Annotated in this window: 16 protein-coding genes; 12 read left to right on the top strand and 4 right to left on the bottom strand. The window is 67.0% G+C overall.

The features are described 5' to 3' along the window. The first annotated feature begins 76 nt into the window (after positions 1–76). Both ACFC4D_RS10695 and ACFC4D_RS10690 read left to right on the top strand, forming a co-directional pair. The gene (locus ACFC4D_RS10695) at positions 77–700 is read left to right on the top strand and encodes a TetR/AcrR family transcriptional regulator (RefSeq protein WP_364635201.1); all 624 of its coding nucleotides are present in this window, start codon (positions 77–79) and stop codon (positions 698–700) included. Further along, on the top strand, positions 701–1873 hold the full coding sequence (locus tag ACFC4D_RS10690; RefSeq protein WP_376062538.1) for a P1 family peptidase: 1173 nt from the start codon (positions 701–703) through the stop codon (positions 1871–1873). It abuts the gene before it with no gap. Between the two features lies 1 nt (position 1874). On the opposite strand, the gene ACFC4D_RS10685 is transcribed toward ACFC4D_RS10690, so the two are convergent. Next, entirely contained in the window at positions 1875–3506 is a 1632-nt protein-coding gene (locus ACFC4D_RS10685) for an ABC-F family ATP-binding cassette domain-containing protein (protein ID WP_364635207.1), read from the bottom strand. 179 nt (positions 3507–3685) lie between these two features. Between ACFC4D_RS10685 and ACFC4D_RS10680 the strand changes: the two genes are divergently transcribed. From ACFC4D_RS10680 to ACFC4D_RS10660, 5 genes are all read left to right on the top strand, one after another. Further along, positions 3686–4798 carry an LLM class flavin-dependent oxidoreductase gene (locus ACFC4D_RS10680; protein WP_376062537.1) on the top strand — a complete coding sequence of 371 codons (1113 nt, stop codon included), beginning with the start codon at positions 3686–3688 and terminating at the stop codon, positions 4796–4798. After that, positions 4795–6156 (top strand): NtaA/DmoA family FMN-dependent monooxygenase, encoded by a 1362-nt coding sequence (locus tag ACFC4D_RS10675; RefSeq protein ID WP_376062536.1) that lies wholly within the window; start codon positions 4795–4797, stop codon positions 6154–6156. The genes ACFC4D_RS10680 and ACFC4D_RS10675 overlap by 4 nt, the downstream gene beginning before the upstream one ends. A gap of 138 nt (positions 6157–6294) precedes the next feature. Beyond that, positions 6295–7128 (top strand): GntR family transcriptional regulator, encoded by an 834-nt coding sequence (locus ACFC4D_RS10670; RefSeq protein ID WP_376062535.1) that lies wholly within the window; start codon positions 6295–6297, stop codon positions 7126–7128. A 13-nt stretch (positions 7129–7141) separates the two neighbouring features. Beyond that, positions 7142–8566, top strand: coding sequence for an amidase (locus tag ACFC4D_RS10665; RefSeq protein ID WP_376062534.1), 1425 nt, complete (start codon positions 7142–7144; stop codon positions 8564–8566). Next, positions 8563–8712, top strand: a complete 150-nt coding sequence (locus ACFC4D_RS10660; RefSeq protein WP_376062533.1) for a hypothetical protein — start codon at positions 8563–8565, stop codon at positions 8710–8712. Before ACFC4D_RS10665 ends, ACFC4D_RS10660 begins: the two co-directional genes overlap by 4 nt. Here the strand turns inward: ACFC4D_RS10660 and ACFC4D_RS10655 are convergent. Further along, positions 8705–9709 (bottom strand): GlxA family transcriptional regulator, encoded by a 1005-nt coding sequence (locus ACFC4D_RS10655; RefSeq protein ID WP_376062532.1) that lies wholly within the window; start codon positions 9707–9709, stop codon positions 8705–8707. The two genes, ACFC4D_RS10660 and ACFC4D_RS10655, sit on opposite strands and share 8 nt — an antisense overlap. 122 nt (positions 9710–9831) lie before the next feature. Between ACFC4D_RS10655 and ACFC4D_RS10650 the strand changes: the two genes are divergently transcribed. The 4 genes from ACFC4D_RS10650 to ACFC4D_RS10635 all read left to right on the top strand — a co-directional run bounded on the left by ACFC4D_RS10650 (position 9832) and on the right by ACFC4D_RS10635 (position 15121). Continuing rightward, the gene (locus ACFC4D_RS10650) at positions 9832–10335 is read left to right on the top strand and encodes a hypothetical protein (RefSeq protein ID WP_376062531.1); all 504 of its coding nucleotides are present in this window, start codon (positions 9832–9834) and stop codon (positions 10333–10335) included. 118 nt (positions 10336–10453) lie between these two features. Next, complete coding sequence (locus ACFC4D_RS10645) at positions 10454–11797, top strand: TIGR01777 family oxidoreductase (RefSeq protein ID WP_376062530.1); 1344 nt, start codon at positions 10454–10456, stop codon at positions 11795–11797. A 172-nt stretch (positions 11798–11969) separates the two neighbouring features. After that, entirely contained in the window at positions 11970–13910 is a 1941-nt protein-coding gene (gene asnB / locus ACFC4D_RS10640; protein ID WP_376062529.1) for an asparagine synthase (glutamine-hydrolyzing), read from the top strand. Beyond that, a complete protein-coding gene (locus ACFC4D_RS10635) occupies positions 13907–15121 on the top strand; it encodes a cytochrome P450 (protein WP_376062528.1) in 1215 nt (404 codons plus the stop codon). Before asnB ends, ACFC4D_RS10635 begins: the two co-directional genes overlap by 4 nt. A gap of 5 nt (positions 15122–15126) precedes the next feature. Here the strand turns inward: ACFC4D_RS10635 and ACFC4D_RS10630 are convergent, their stop codons facing one another. Together ACFC4D_RS10630 and ACFC4D_RS10625 are read right to left on the bottom strand one after the other, a co-directional pair. Next, positions 15127–15543: a hypothetical protein gene (locus ACFC4D_RS10630; protein ID WP_376062527.1), complete on the bottom strand. Its 417-nt coding sequence runs from the start codon at positions 15541–15543 to the stop codon at positions 15127–15129. Positions 15544–15708: 165 nt separating this feature from the next. Further along, positions 15709–16035 (bottom strand): hypothetical protein, encoded by a 327-nt coding sequence (locus ACFC4D_RS10625; RefSeq protein WP_376062526.1) that lies wholly within the window; start codon positions 16033–16035, stop codon positions 15709–15711. A gap of 196 nt (positions 16036–16231) precedes the next feature. On the opposite strand from ACFC4D_RS10625, the gene ACFC4D_RS10620 reads away from it, so the two are divergent. Beyond that, positions 16232–16738 (top strand): hypothetical protein, encoded by a 507-nt coding sequence (locus tag ACFC4D_RS10620; protein ID WP_375952689.1) that lies wholly within the window; start codon positions 16232–16234, stop codon positions 16736–16738. Positions 16739–16848: the final 110 nt, after the last annotated feature.

Raw genomic sequence — 16848 nt, 5'->3', positions numbered from 1 at the left:
GAGTCGCTGGCAATACCTGGTTTTCGACGTAACAATCACTTAACTGGCTGTCAATGAATACAGCGGGAGGGCAGTTATGGCACGACGGAAGGATCAGGAGCGGGCGCGCCGCACGATTCTGGACGCGGCCCTGGCCACGGTCGTGGACCGCGGTGTCGGCAAGGTCCGGATACGCGATGTCGCCGAGTTCGCGGGGGTGTCCCCGGGCACGGTGCACTACTACTTCGAGGATCTGGAGAACCTGCTGCGCACGGTGCATCACGAGGCCAGTGACCGGTTCTTCACCGCTCGCCTGGAGATGGTCACCCAGATCGCCGATGCCCGCCGCAAGATGGGCGCGCTGATCTGGGCCGGACTTCCGGCCTCCGATGCCGACACGCTGGTGGTCGCGCTGTACCGGCTGGAGGGGTACACCAATCTCGCGCCGCAGCACGGGGATCTGATCACCTCGCTGTTCGACAAGCAGGTCGCGGTCTATCTGAACGCGCTGGAAGTCGGTGTGGCGCAAGGTCATTTCCTGATCGACGCGCCGGTGCTGGACGTGGCCGCGAATCTGGTGGCGCTCGAGGACGCGTACGGGCTGCACATCGTGAGCGGCAATCGCACCATGACCAAGAACCGCGCCGCCCAGCTGATCTGCTCGTACGCCCGCACCGCCACCTGCTGCCCCGAGATAGTCACACCGCCGAAGGAGCTGTAAATGTCCGATACCCAAGCGTTTTCACCCGATGGACGGCCGCGGGCGCGGGCATTGGGCATCGAGCCGGGCGGTCGCCCCGGGCCGTGGAACGCCATCACCGATGTGCCGGGGGTCGAAGTCGGCTATCGCACGCTGATTTCCGGAGACGGGCCGCTGCGGCGCGGTCAGGGCCCGGTGCGCACGGGGGTGACCGCGATCCTCCCGCGCGGGCGCGCCGGTGTCGGCAGACCGTGCGCGGCGGGCCGGTACGTGCTCAACGGCAATGGCGAAATGACCGGCACCGCATGGATAGACGAGGTGGGCGAGCTGACCATGCCCATCACCATCTCCAATACCCATGCGATCGGGCCGTGCCACAGCGGGACCATCGAATGGATCAATCGAACGCATCCGGAGTGGGCGCGGCAGTGGCTGCTACCGGTGTGCGCGGAGACCTGGGACGGGTACCTCAATGACATCAACGGCGGGCATGTGACGCCGGAGATCGTCATCGAGGCCCTCGATGCCGCGGAATCCGGTCCGCTGCAGGAGGGTTCGGTCGGCGGCGGTACGGGCATGAACTGCTACGCCTTCAAGGGCGGCAGCGGGACCGCCTCGCGGCTGGTCGATTTCGGTGCGGAGACCTATACGGTCGGGGTCTTCCTGCAGGCGAATTTCGGTTCGCGCCAAGAACTCACGATCGCGGGGCGGCGCATCGGCGATCGGATCGGTACGAGCAATCCGCAGGAGACCACGGCGTGGGGCACCGCACCGGACAGTTCCCCGGCCGCTCCCGGCGGTGCGGGTTCGGTCATCGTCATCGTGGCAACCGACGCGCCTTTGCACGCGCTGCAATGCACGGCGATGGCGCGTCGAGTGCCATTCGGCTTGGCGCGCACCGGAACCACCGGCAGTCTGTTCTCCGGTGATCTGTTCCTGGCGTTCTCGACCGCCGATGACCGGCCCTCGGAAACCGGTTTCCCCGTGGGGGATCCGAGTGCCGACGAGATGATCACCACGACCCGGCTGCCGTGGAATCGCATGGACCGCTTCTATGCGGCCGTTGTCGACGCGGTCGAGGAGGCGGTGTTGAACGCGCTCATCGTGAACTCGGATATGACCGGACGCGACGGACACTTCTCCCCCGCGCTCCCGCATGACCAGCTGAAAACGCTGCTGGCCGAGGCACACTGACTCAGGCGAGCTGGATGAGCTCCAGGTAATCCTGCGACCAGTGGTCCTCGGTGCCGTCGGGCAGCATGATGACCCGTTCCGGGTTGAGCGCCTCGGCCGCGCCCGGATCGTGGGTGACCAGGACGACCGCGCCCGCATAGCTGCGCAGCGCGTCCAGGACCTGCTCGCGCGAGATCGGGTCGAGGTTATTGGTCGGCTCGTCCAGCAGCAGTACGTTCGCGGCCGAGGACACCAGTCCGGCCAGCGCCAGACGGGTCTTCTCACCGCCGGACAGCGTGCCCGCGGGCTGGTCCAGCTGCGGTCCGGAGAACATGAACGCGCCGAGCAGTCCGCGCAGATCCTGTTCGCCCGCGTCGGGTGCGGCGTGCCGGATGTTCTCCCACACGCTGGCGTTGTCGTCGAGGGTGTCGTGCTCCTGGGCGAAGTAGCCGACCTTGAGCCCGTGGCCCGGCACCAGCGTGCCCGCGGTGGGCTGTTCGGCCCCGGCGAGCAGGCGCAGCAGCGTGGTCTTACCCGCACCGTTCAGACCCAGGATGACCACGCGGCTGCCGCGGTCGATGGCCAGGTCCACACCCGCGAAGATCTCCAGCGAGCCGTACATCTTGGTCAGGTTCTCCGCCATGAGCGGGGTCTTACCGCAGGTCGCCGGGTTCGGGAACTTGATGCGGGCGACCCGGTCGGCCACGCGCAACTCATCGACCTCGGAGAGCATGCGTTCGGCGCGCTTGATCATCTGATGTGCGGCAGCGGCTTTGGTGGCCTTGGCGCCGAGTTTGGCGGCCTGCTGCTTGAGCGCGCTGGCCTTCTTCTCGGCATTGGCACGTTCGCGGCGGCGGCGCTGTTCATCGGTGGCGCGGGCGTCGAGGTATTTCTTCCAGCCCATGTTGTAGATATCGGCCTCGCCGCGCACGGCGTCGAGGAACCACACCTTGTTGACCACGTCACCGAGCAGTTCGACATCGTGGGAGATGACGATGAGCCCGCCCTCGTGGTTCTGCAGGAATCCGCGCAGCCAGGTGATGGAGTCGGCGTCGAGGTGGTTGGTGGGCTCATCCAGGAGCAGTGTGGTGTCGGACTTGCCGCCGCTGCCGTCCGAGGCGGCGAAAAGGATGCGCGCCAATTCGATTCGACGGCGCTGACCACCGGACAGTGTGCGCAGCGGCTGGGCGAGCACCCGATCCGGCAACCCCAGGCTGCTACAGATGCGCGCCGCCTCACTCTCGGCCACATATCCGCCCAGCGCCGAGAACCGGTCCTCAAGCTGCCCGTACTTGCGAACGGCCTTATCCCGGGCGGCGTCATCGGCCACCTCGGCCATGATGGTCTGCTGCTTCTCCATATCGCGGATCAGCGTGTCCAGCCCCCGCGCCGACAGCACCCGATCGCGCCCGAGCACATCCAGATTGCCCTCACGCGGATCCTGCGGCAGATAGCCCAAATCGCCCGAACGAATCACCTTGCCCGCGTAAGGTTCTCCCTCACCGGCAAGAATGCGCAACGTAGTGGTCTTCCCGGCGCCGTTCCTGCCGACCAGCCCGATTCGATCACCGGCCTGCACCCGCAGCGCCGGCCCGGGCGCCGTCAACAGGGTGCGGACTCCGGCCCGGACCTCCAGGTCGGTCGCGGTGATCACAGACGGTCTCCTCGTGCGGTGGTGTGCTGACAGATAACTGATCGATTGTGCGCCCTCCGGACACACAAGAACCACCAATTTTAGCTGTCCACCTCGGAACCCCACGGTCAGGGGCACCCGGCCGGTGCGAGCGGTTCGGATCACAGTGATGGCAACCGTGGTGGATGCCGCCAGGTTCGATGAGCATCGAACGTATGGGCAGCGAAAGTGAAGTCCGGAAGAGCCTGTTCGCGCTGGGGATCGAGCTCGACGGCGAGGGGTATCACCCGGGTGCGTGGCGACGCGCCGACCATGAGCCGGAGCGGTTACTCGGTGCACAGGTATTGCGAGCGCGGGTGGCCGCGGCGGAAAACGCGGGGTTCACCTTCGCGAGCTTCGACGATTCGATCACACCGTCCGCGACAGCGATCGGTGGACGGATCGATGCGGTCACTCGCGCCGGGTTCGTCGCGGCCGGTACCAGCACGCTCGGGCTGGTACCGGTGGTGGCGGCTACCTACGCCGAGCCGTTCCATATCTCCTCGCAGTTGTCGAGCTTGGATTACGCATCTCGGGGACGTGCGGGGTGGCTGGCTGCCGATGATCCGGGTTCGGCCCGCACCTGGGGTGCCGCGCCGCGCGTAGGCGATGACGAGGTACGCCGTGAGCGGGTGGATTCCATCGAGGTAGCGCGGCGGCTGTGGGATTCGTGGGAGGACGACGCGGTTGTCCGGGATTACGCGGCGGGGAAGTTCCTGAACCGGGATCGGTTGCATCACGTCGATTTCATCGGGGAGACGTTCTCGGTGAAGGGACCGTCGATCGTGCCGCGGCCGCCGCAGGGGCAGGTGGTCGTATTCGGTTACGACACAGCGGGATCCGGCATCGATGTGGCGCTGGTGAGCGGTGCGACGGTGGCGGAGACACTGGCGGCGGTGCGGCACGCACGCGAGGCCGGTGTGCCGAGGGTCCTGGTCGATCTCACCGTTGCTCTGGATATCCCCGGTGCGAGCGCGAGCGAGCGGCTCGCCGAGCTCGACGCTGATACCGTCGCGGATCACACTGCGCGACTGCACTTTTCGGGCAGCACCGGCGATCTCACCGCACTGCTGACCGAGCTCTCCGCGCACGCCGACGGCGTGCGTCTGCACCTCGCGGTGATCGATGAGGACCTGCCCGCCCTCGCGCACTACGTCCTGCCCGCCCTGCTGCGCGCGGGTATTGCGCATCGCCCGGTGCCCGGTTCGACCCTGCGCGCGAACCTGCGACTCCCCCGTCCCGCCAACCGTTACGCGAAGGAGCTCACCCGATGAGCGAGGTCCGCTTCCCCGATGCCCGAGTGCATTTCGGTGTCTTCTTCCAGGGCGTCAATCACCACACCATCTGGTCCCATCCCAGCAGTGGTTCGCAGATCGACTTCGAAACCTTCCGCCGCGTCGCGACGACCGCCGAACGCGGACTGTTCGACGCCTTCTTCCTCGGCGAGGGATTGCGGCTGCGGGAACAGGACGGGCAACTCCTGGACACCGATATCGCGGGCCGCCCCGATGCCATCACCCAGCTTGCCGCGCTGGCGGGCATCACCGACCGCATCGGCCTGGTCGCCACCCAGAACACCACCTACAACGAGCCTGCCGACCTGGCACGGCGACTATCCGGACTCGATGTGATCTCCGGCGGCCGCGCAGGCTGGAACGTCGTCACCACCGACAACGCGTGGACCGGCGAAAACTTCAGGCGCGGTGGGTTTCTGGACCATGCGCACCGCTACGACCGTGCCGCCGAGTTCCTGGGCACCGCTCGCGAGATCTGGGATTCCTGGTCCGACAACGCCATTGCGTCCTCGCGCCGCGACTCATCCTGGCTGACAACGGGTTCGGTGCGCACCGTCGAACGCGAGACCGAGCATTTCCGGGTGTCCATCACCCCGACCCTGCCGCGCAGCGCGCAGGGCCACCCGGTGATCTTCCAGGCCGGAGTCTCACCGCAGGGCCGCGATTTCGCGGCCGCGCACGCCGAAGTCATCTTCTCCCCCTTCGGAACCAATTTCGATCCCGCCCTCGATTTCGCCGACGATATTCGCGCGCGACTGGTGGCGGCCGGACGCCCCGCCGATGACATCCGCATCCTGCCCGACACCCAAATCGTGCTGGCCGAGCGAGAATCGGAGGTCGAGGAGAAGAAGCGCTGGGTGCTCGAACAGCAGATCACCGGTGCTACCGCGCTCTCGCTGGCGGGTCAGGTCTGGGGCCGCGATCTCTCGCACCTGGATCCGGACGGGCCGCTGCCCGCCGAGGACGCCGAGCAGTCGGTGATCTCGGGCACCCGCGGCACACAGCGTGACGGACAGGACCGCGGCGCGCTCGTCGCGCAGTGGCGCGCGCTCGCCGAATCCCGCAATCTCACGCTGCGCCAGGTGGCCATCGAAACCACCGCGCGATTCGGCTTCGCCGGTACTCCCGGACAGGTTGCCGACGAATTGACCCGCTGGGTCCGGCACGGCGCCAGCGATGGTTTCAATATCACCCCGTATCTGGTGCCGACCGGCCTGGACGACATCGTGGACCTGCTCGTTCCGGAATTGCAGGAACGCGGTTCGTACCCGGCCGCCTACGAGGGCACGACCCTCCGCGAACATCTCGGATTGCGGCCGCCGCTCACCCGACGTTGACGGATCTGCCCCGCGAATCTCTCGCGGGGCAGACTCTTTTCGCAGGTCAAAGTCCACTCCGTCGCGCTGTTCGGCCGCGTAACTGGACCTTTACGGCAACTACTTGTCGCGTAACCTGCCCCTGGGCACAGTACGACTATGTCCTCCAGCGAACAGCGCCCCAGTCGAACCGGTGCACCCGATACCGCACTGGAACGCACCCTGTTCGGCGCGCAGGTGCGGGAGTGCCTACCGGCCTCCTCCCAGCTGATTGCCCGGCGGTTGCACGATCTGCTCCGCGCCGCCCTGCGCGACGGCGCTTTCGCTTCCGGCAGGCTGCCGAGCGAAGCAGAATTGATGGCCCAGTATCAAGCCTCGCGTGATGTGGTCCGCGAGGCGCTCGACCTGCTCCGCAATGCCGGATTGATCGAGCGGCGGCGCGGTGTGGGCACCGTGCCGGTCCGCGCGGAATACCTTGTCGCGGGCGCACTTCCGCCCGAGGGCCGTTCGCTCGAGGAGCATCTGGCGCTGGGCCGGATATCCCCGCGCCTGCTGCATTGGGCATGGGTTCCGGCGACCCGGGTGATCGCCGACCATCTGGACGGCATCGCGGTCAGCGATGACTGCCTGTGCATCGAATACGTGCTGCTGCTCGATCAGCGGCCGATCGGCCTGTTCACCAACTATCTGCGCGCACCTGAAGCCGCGCGGGTCGACCTGACCATTTTTCGCGAGGATTTCTACTCCCTGCTGCACGCGGGCGGTATCGACTTCACGGCATTCGATGTCGGCCTGCAAGCCGCGCGCGCCGACGACTACGCGGCCGCGCTACTGCACGTGCTGCCCGGTGAGCCCGTACTGCTGCTGGAGCAGACCATTCGCAATCACGACGGTCAGGCGATCGACTACGCGCTGGGCACCTGTCGCAGCGAAATTCAGCTCCGAATCGGGGCCATCCCCCGCATCGATCTGACCGGCACCCTCCCCCGATAACAGTGAGGTATGTATGACTACGACTGTCCCCGTGGCGTTTTCGACGCTCACCAGCGCGGCCGCCGCACTGCGCCGCCGTGAGGTGAGCGCGGTCGAATTGGTCGACACCGCCCTGGCCGCCGCCGACGCGGATCCCGATCTCGGCGTCTTCCTGGCGAGATTCGACGACCGCGCGCGTGCGCAGGCCGAACAGGTCGACGCCAAGCTCGCGGCGGGCGAACCGCTGGCCCCGCTCGACGGAATTCCCTTGGGCGTCAAGGATATTCTCGCGCACGCACACGCTCCCACCACCGCGCAGAGCCTCGTACTGGCCCCGGAATGGGGTACCGCCACCGGCGATTGCGCCGTCGTGTCCCGGCTCGAACAGGCCGGTGCCATAGTCACCGGTAAGACCACCACCATGGAATTCGCGATCGGAGCTCCCGATCCGGAGAAGCCCTTCCCGATTCCGCGCAATGCCTGGGATAGGACCCGCTGGGCGGGCGGTTCCAGCTCGGGTTCCGGCAGCGGGGTGGCGGCGGGGATGTTCCTGGGCGCGATCGGCACCGATACCGCGGGCAGTATTCGAATTCCCGCCGCCTTCAACGGAATCACCGGGCTGAAGCCAACTTTCGGCCGAGTGCCCAAATCCGGAGTGGTGCCACTCGGATACACCCTCGACCATGTCGGGCCGATGGCGCGCAGCGCCGCGGACTGTGCCGTGCTGCTATCGGTGATCGCCGGATACGAACCGGGCGACCCGTACAGCTCCCCCGCCGCACTCGACGACTATCCCGCCGCCCTGACCGGTGACCTGCACGGAATCACCATCGGCGTAGACGATTTGGACCGCTACGCCACCGGCGGCATCGACCCGGCGCAACCCGCGCTCTTCGCCGACGCGATCGCCGCGCTACGCGAGGCCGGAGCGACCGTCGTGCCCGTGGAGATCCCGATGTACCCGGAGGTCACCGCGATCGACGTGCTGGTCATGCTCGCCGAGGCGCATACCTATCATCGCCGGGACCTGCGCAGCCGATGGACCGACTACGGTCGCGGCACCCGCGTGATCCTCGCCGCGGGTGACGCCGTCAGCGGTGCGGATTACATTCAGGCGCAACGGGTTCGACGCATCGCCCAGCAGGAGATGGCCGAACTGTTCACCCGCGTCGATCTGGTCCTGACCCCGACCGGTCACCTCGGCGCACCAGCCCTGGACGCCATCGATCAGCTGCGGCCCCTCGATGTGCTCTCCTCCCTGCACACCCCGTATTGGAACCCCCTCGGCAACCCGACACTCGCCGTCCCGATCGGCATGTCGAGCGAACACACTCCCCTGTCGATCTCCCTGAGCGGCAGGCCATTCGCAGAAGCGACCGTGCTGCGCGCGGGCGATGCCTATCAGCGACTTACCGACCATCACCTGCGCACCCCCGCCACCACGGAAGGCAACCGATGACCAACCCCGAAACCTGGTCCGCCACTTCGGAAGAGAACGCCGCGGTCGCCGCCCTCGGCGAGCACCTGCGCGCTATGGCGGCCATGCTCCACAATGTCGACGACAGCCGCTACATCAACCCCAGCGGCGGATACATGCTCAGCTGACCGGTACGGGTCGGACCGGGCCGCCGGGCCGCTCGGCAACGGGAAGGGCCGGACCCCGGAAGGTGCGGCGGTACGCCGACGGGGTGGTGGCGAGGGCACGCCAGAACTGTTCGCGCATCGTGACCGCACTGCCGAAGCCGCAGAGATCGGCGATGCGGTCTATGGGATGGTCACCGGTTTCGAGTAGCCGCTGAGCCATGGCGATGCGCTGGGTGGCCACCCACGCGGCAACGCCGGTGCCCACAGTCTCGCGGAACCGGCGGGTGAATGTCCGGCGGCTCATATTCGCACGCGCGGCCAGGCGATCGACGGACAGATCCTCATCGAGATGCGCTATCGCCCAGTGCAGCGTGCTCGTCAGCGGATGTCCGGAACCCGTTGCGGGCAAAGGATGTTCGATGAACTGCGCTTGCCCGCCCTCGCGATGCGGCGGCGCGACCAGCCGCCGTGCGACGCGATTGGCCAGTTCCGCGCCGTGCTGGCGACGCAGCAGATGCAGGCAGGTATCGATCGCGGCCGTGGTTCCGGCCGAAGTGACGATATCGCCGTCGTCGACATACAGCGACTCACGATCCAGCTGCACATCCGGGAATCTGCGGGCGAAGACATCGGCCCATTTCCAGTGGGTGGCGGCCGGTCGGTTCGCCAGCAGTCCGGTATCGGCGACAACGAACGCACCCAGGCACAACCCCACCACGCGCGCGCCATTGTCGTGCGCAGTGCGGATCGCGTCGATGATCGCGGGCGGGGCGGGCAGATCCGGATCGGGCCAACTGGGCACGATCACCATCGACGCGCCCGCCACCTCGTCCAGCCCGTGCCCGGTGCTGACGGTGAATCCGGCGGTCGTGATGATCGGCGCGGCATCGGGCGTGCACACCCGGATCTCGCACGGCGGCAATTCGGGCGAGGGCTGTTCCTCACCGAACACCAGGCAAGGCACCGACAGGTGAAACGGATTGATCCGGTCGAAGGCCACGACGGCGATCACATCCACGGCTGAACTCCCACACTCCACTGGCCCGAATCCGTTGATTGTAGGCACGCGAGCCACTGTCGAGCCGAGGCCGGTCGCGAGATCGTGGACGCGATCCGATAGCCAGTGGAAAGAGATTCTCGATGACATCGCTCGCCCCGAAGCCCGCTCACCGCATCGCCCGCGTCGCCCTGCCCGCACTGGCGGTGGCGATCGCGGCAACCGCCTGCGAGAGCGGTTCCGCGGCCCAAACACCCGCAACCACCCCGCCCCCGGTGGCGAGCGGCCCCGCCATCTCGTTCCCCGCTGCCAACCTGTCCTGGACCGAACTCCCCGGCAGCGGTGGTGTCCGATACGCCAATGTGCGAGGCGACCTCGCGGGCCACGGCCCTTACGAAGCCTTCGTGAAATTCCCCGCCGGAAAGGACAATCCGCGCCACACCCACACCAGTGACCTGCCGACCGTCGTCCTCAGCGGCACCTTCTACGCCATCTTCGACGGCAAACGCATCGACTACCCCGCCGGTTCCTTCTACACCCTGACCGCCGACATCCCCCACCTGAGCGGCTGTGCCCCCGGCGCGGAATGCCTGCTGTTCCAATACCAAACCGACCACTTCGACCTCGTGCCCACCGCGGGTCAGTAACCGTCAGGGCCGTTCAGGCGGAGGGGCAGCGATACCGCATCCCCGAGTGACACGCGGTGAGGCCGGAGCGACACGCCGACAGCGGGTGCCGGGGCGATGGGCGGACTACGGTCGAAGGATGGGAATCGAACGTTCGAGCGTTGTCTCAGCGCCGCTGGCCGAGGTGTTCGATTGGTTCGGGCGGCCGGGGGCGTTCAGTCGGTTGTCGCCGCCGTGGCAGCCGATGACGCTGATCTCGGAGGCGGATTCGCTGGCTGATGGGCGAGCCGTGCTGGGGTTGCCGGGTGGGCTGCGATGGGTGGCGGCGCATGATCCGGCGGCATATGACCCGCCGCATCGGTTCGCGGATCAGGTGGCGGTGGACGGGGTGGCGTCGATTCCGGCGGGAATCGCGGTGCGGTGGCGGCATATTCATGAGTTCGAGGCCGTGGATGCGGGGCATACGCGCGTTATCGATCGGGTCGAGACGCCGGTTCCCGCCGCGGCGTTGAATGCCACGTTCGACTATCGGTATCGGCAACTCGCCGATGATCTGGCCGCGCATCAGCTGGCGGCGGGCCGGGGGCTGAAGGCATCCACGATCGCGATCACCGGGGCGTCGGGGCTGGTCGGTTCGGCGCTGTCGGCGTTCCTGAGCACCGGCGGGCATACGGTGATCCGGCTGGTGCGGCATGCGCCGCGCAATTCCGCTGAGCGGCAATGGGATCCGGCGGCTCCGGCGGCGCAGCTGTTCGACGGGGTCGATGCGGTGATTCATCTCGCGGGGGAATCGATCGCGGGACGGTTCACCGAGCGGCATCGGCGCGCGATCGCGGACAGCCGGATCGAGCCGACTCGTCTGCTCGCGCGGGCGGTCGGCGAGGCGGGGGTGGGAACCTTCGTCTGCGCGTCGGCCATCGGCATCTACGGCTATGACCGCGGGGATGAGGTCCTGACCGAGGACAGCGCCCGGGGTGACGGGTTCCTCGCCGATGTCGTCGAGGCGTGGGAGGACGCCACCGAGCCTGCGGCCGCCGCCGGAACCCGGGTCGTGCGGGTACGCACCGGCATCGTGCAGTCACCGCGCGGCGGCACGCTGCGGCTCATGCGCCCGCTGTTCGCCACCGGGTTGGGTGGGCGAATCGGTGATGGCGCACAGTGGCTTTCGTGGATCGGCATCGATGATCTCGTCGACGTGTATCACCGTGCGCTCTGGGACGAAACACTGTCGGGACCCGTCAACGCGGTGGCCCCGAATCCGGCGCGCAATCGCGAGTACACCGCCACGCTGGCCCATGTGCTGCACCGCCCCGCGATACTGCCGGTGCCGGGATTCGGCCCCGCACTGCTGCTCGGCAAGCAGGGTGCGCAGGAACTCGCCAATGCCAGCCAGCGGGTGACCCCGGCCCGGCTCACGGCCGCCGAACATCGTTTCCGCACACCGGATCTCGAAAAGACCCTGCGGCATCTACTCGGGCGATAATCCTGCAACCTGTTCCAGGTTGAGCGTCACCATCGCCCGATCACTCTTCGATTCGAAGAACATTCCGCATATATTTTGTCACACAAGCCAATTCGTCTCCGCCGAGTTGTTCTTCCGCACCGCGAACCTATGATCGGGTAGGCGATCGCCTACTCCCGCGGAGGAACAGCAAATGTGTGGAATCAGCGGAATCGTCGACTTCGCCGGTGCGGTGGATCCCCGGCCCATCGAGGCGATGAACGCGATCATGCGGCATCGCGGACCCGATCGGACCGCGGTGTGGTCGGATCGGAACGCGGCGTTCGGGTTCGCGCGGCTCGCGATTGTCGATGTGGCGCACGGGGATCAGCCGGTGCGCAGCGAGGACGGCACCGTACTGGCGGTGTGCAATGGCGAGATCTACAACCATCGCGAGCTGCGGCGGTCACTGGCGGCGCGGGGGCATCGCTTCCACAGTGGCAGCGATGCCGAGGTCCTACCGCACCTGTACGAGGAGTACGGCGATCGGTTCGTCGAACATCTCGATGGCGATTTCGGAATCGCGCTGTGGGACATGGGAAAACAGCGGCTGCTGCTGACCCGGGACCGGGTCGGGGTGAAGCCGCTGTTCTACCACCGCCGCGGCAGCGCAATCGTTTTCGCCTCGGAGATCAAGGGCATCTTCGCTTCCGGTCGCTGCCCGATCGAGATCGATCCGCAGGGCATGGCCGACTGCCTGTTCTACGGGCACACCATCGCACCGCACACCTTCTGGCGGGAGGTGAACGATCTCCAGCCGGGCACGATCACCACCATCGATGCCACCGGAGTCCGATCACGGCGCTATTTCACGGTATTCGAGCGCCCCGATCCCGATAAGCCACTGCTCACGGGTCGCGCCGCCATCGAGGCGTTCAATGAGCGCTTCACCGCTGCCGTGGCCAAACGAATTCCCGAGGAGGTGCGCGGTGGCGTCGCCCTGAGCGGCGGTCTGGATTCGTCCGCTATCGCCGCGGTGGCGGCCCGCCGCTGCGATTCCCCACTCCCCACCCTCAGTCTCGCGCTTCCGGGCGAGATACACGATGAGACCTCGATGTCCCGCCTGGTCGCGGAATCGCTGGGCGTGCGCAATGACGAAGCCGCGATGACCGGGGCCCGCGCGTGCGAACTGCTGCCGAAGAGTATGTGGCACTTCGAATCCCCGTTCTGGTACGGCGGGGTGGCGACGCCGTTCCTGGAGCTGACGGGGATGGCGCGCGAGCACGGCTGGACGGTCGCCATGAGCGGTGACGGCTCCGATGAACTCCTGGCCGGATACGACTTCTACCGGCTCATGAAGGTCAGTGCGAAGCTCGAATCGCTGAAACTGGGTGCGTTGCAGCCGATGCTGTGGCAGCAGGCCACCAAGTGGATCGGCGCGCCGAGCGGTATCGACCGCCATATCACCGGCGTGGCAACGCGATTCGGCGAGTACACCGACCGCTTCGGACAGGTCCCGCCGTGGATCTATCTGTGGAGCGCCCTGGGTGACGCCATCGCACCGGCCATCACCGGACGACTTCCCGAGCCCTCGGAGCTACCGGCCCCGCCCGCGCACACCACCCTGCACCGGCAGTTGCATTTCGAATTCCACACCCGTCTGCCGCACTGGGTGCTGCCCATCTCGGATCGGCTCGGTATGGCCAATGGCATCGAGGTGCGGGTGCCGTTCCTGGATCGCGATGTCATCGATATCTGCGCCGAGATCCATCCGAATATGCTGGTGCACTTGGGCACCGAGAAATACGTGCTCAAACGCGCGGTCGCCGATGTGCTGCCGAAGCCGATCGTGCGCCGCCGCAAGAAACCGTTCATGACGCCGATCAGCGCCTGGTATCTGAGCGGCCCCGGAGCGGAGCTGGCCGGGGATCATCTGTCGCAGTCGGCGGTTCAGCGCTACGGATTGTTCGATCCCGTTGCCACCGAACGGATCTGGCGCACCGCGGTGGACAGGTTCGGCACCTGGGAGGGCGCGGCCGCCGAATGGGCCAGTATGGCGGTGCTGTGCACGCATCTGGTACTGGATCAATTCACCACGGCCGGAATCGAATCGGCCGCCGCGACCGCGTGGACCGGCACCGGAGCCACGGCATGACCATCACCGGCACACCCGTCACCGCTCGCCGCACCGCCGAATGGCATGAACTCGCGCTGCACGCCTGCGCACAGCCGGGCCTGGCCGTACTGCTCACCGCCGCGCCGCTGGCCCGCCCGCTGCGCAAGGTGCCCGGTCTCGGCTGGGTGGTCGCCGACCCCGGGTTGGCACGTGAGATCCACTCCGACAGTGACAATTTCAGCATCGTGCACGATGGCGCGTCCGGGCACTGGTGGTCGCAGATGCTCGGCGATTTCGTGCTCGAACACTTCGAGGGAGTCGATCACACCGCGTTCCGCGCGCGGGTCAACGACCTGTTCACCCGCGCGCGATCCGAGGCGATGGTGGAACGCGCGGTCGGCCCGATGCTGACGCGGCTGCGGACCGATCTCGCCGCCGGGCGCACCGTCGATATCGCGGCCTTCTCCCGGGTGTTCACCGGACGGATCATGACCGATCTGGTGGGCTTGCCCGCGCTGCCCGATGACGCCGCGTACGAGGAGCTGTTCCGGGCGGTCACCGAACTCGCCGATCTCGGTAAGGGCAATTGGGCGACCACCGTCGTACCCGCCCGCAATGCCCGCAAGGGAAGGGCCATCGCCGCCCGGATCGGCGCGGCTGTCGCCGATGTCTACGACACGGCCCCGCCGGATACGGTGATCGGCAGATGCCGCGCACTCGGCTTCGACGCCGGCGAAACCCGTGGCACCGCGGTACTTCTCATCGTCGCGGGCACCGCCACGCTGGCGAGCACGATGGGCCGCCTGGTGGCCCTGCTGCACGACACCGGTGAGCACGAACGGCTCTGCGCCGATCCCGCCTCGCTACCGGCGGCGATTCGCGAGGGTCTGCGGGTCACCAGTTCAATGCCGGTCGTCGGCCGCGGCGTGGTGGGCGAGGTGGAACTGGCGGGCCGGGTGCTGCGCCCGGGCGATCGGGTCAAGATCATGACCTGGACCATCGCCAACGCGCCCGGCCGTTTCGATCCGAACCTGGGTCATATCAACGAGATTCGTCAGCTGTGGTTCGGCGGCGGTAAACACCTGTGCCCGGGCGCGGCCCTGAGCCAGGTCGAACTGACGCGTTTCCTGGAGACGCTGCTGGCCGCCGGTCGCCCCTGGTCGATCATCAGGCGGCGGTACCGGATCAATACCTTCGTTCCGATGTACCAGCGGCTCGATATCGAATTGGCGGCCGATACCGGCGGGTGAGCCGATCAGGCCATGATCACGGGTTGTATTCCGGGCGCGGCGATATCGTCCGGGCTGTCGAGTATGAAGCGGCGGCAGCCCGAGCAGCGTGCCGCGCCGGATTCCGGTGCGACGGTGTGGTGCAGTACGGCCCGGATCGCCCGGATGTCGAGATCCGCACCGGACACGGTCGCGATGCCATCGAGGATGAGCGCATGACCATCCGGGGCGGTGGGCGGCCAGAGAATCGTAATCGCCGGGCTCGCAGCGATATTGCGCCGCGTCGTCGGCCCGATACCGGGCAGGTGCACGCGATTCGCGTCGAGAATCGTCTGCTGCGGAGTGGTGTGCGGGCCGTCGTGCGCGCCGATGGTGATCAGGAAGGCGAGCCGGTATCGGCCGATGGCTTCGACCAGTTCGGACGGGAGCGCCTGGGTGCTCATCGACCCAGGCTAGTAGACAATCCGGACACGCAGGCCCGCATTGGGACAACAATCCGCATCTACGGCATACCGATCGTCAATCGATACGTGAGTGCGGTCGCAGAGTCACGATACTTCCGCGTACGAGGATCAACCGTCCAACTTCCGGCCCGGCTCCGACCAGCCTCACTCCTCGCGGGGAATGACCTGCCACCTGCCGTTTTCCTCACCTTCGGCGCTCACGGCCGCATTTCTGCGACGCGCCGCGGTGGTGAGTGCCGTGCCGATGAGCAGGCAGATCACCGTGATCACGGCGGCGGCCAATCCGATGGCGTTCGCACCGGCCAATCCGGCCAGCAGTGTCGCGCAGGCGGTGAGCACACCCACGCCCAGTAGTGCGTAGCCGATCCGATTGCCGTTGTCCCCCAGCCTTTCCGCTGCCACCGGGGTCTCGCGGGAGATGTCCGGTGCGTCGTCCAGCGGCGGGAACTCCACCGCTCCTTCACTTGTCATATCGCGTCCTCATGTTCAACCGGGATGTCCGGGTGCCCTTTTCAGCAGGATGACCAGCCGGGGCCGGATCAAACGGGAGGACGGCGAGGTATCACGGTTTGATAACGCCCGAGGTGGGGTAACCCATGGATATGACCTTGAAGCGATAGATCGGCCGGTGACGAGCGCACCGATCCCGACCGGCGGAAGGAAAGCAATGGAGTTCGACGAGATGGTGTTACCGGTGTCGGGGCTGTGCGTGCAGTGGCGGCCGGCCGATGAGCATTTCCGAATTCGCCCGTCCCACAACGATTCCGAGGGTGAGGCGGCTCCGCCGTGGCGAACGTGGCTGGGGCACAACGATATGGCGGTCGGCGCGGCGGGTCCCATCCCCGAGGAGCCGGAGGCGATGTGGTGGGCGGTCTGGGGCGAGTACACCGGGGCGGATGTCCAGGTGACCCTGGATGATCAGACCCGGCCGGAGGTCATGGTGTTCGGCAATCTGTGGATCACCGAATGGCGCGGTCCCGAACAGGAGGCGACGGTGGTGACCGCCGATCGGCAGGCGGAAATCCATTTCGCGCATCCGATTTCGCTCCAGGAGCGCACGCAGCGTATGCGGCACAACCGGTTACGCGGTCCCAGTCATATCGAGACCCCGGCCGGATTCCACGAGATGGCGCTTCGCCCGGACCGCCGGAACTCCCGGCTGCGTTCGCGCTGACCGGAACTCGAATCAGCGAAGTATCAGACAATTCCGGCGTGTTCGGTGCGGACGGAATGTCGGTGCGTGCGTCGCGCGGTCCATACGGGGCTTTGCCCTTACCCTGCCCT

Source organism: Nocardia sp. NPDC056000, assembly GCF_042269265.1.
Classification (GTDB): Bacteria; Actinomycetota; Actinomycetes; order Mycobacteriales; family Mycobacteriaceae; genus Nocardia.
The sequence above is the reverse complement of the archived record's forward strand: the minus strand, read 5'-3'. Positions and strand labels throughout refer to the sequence as shown.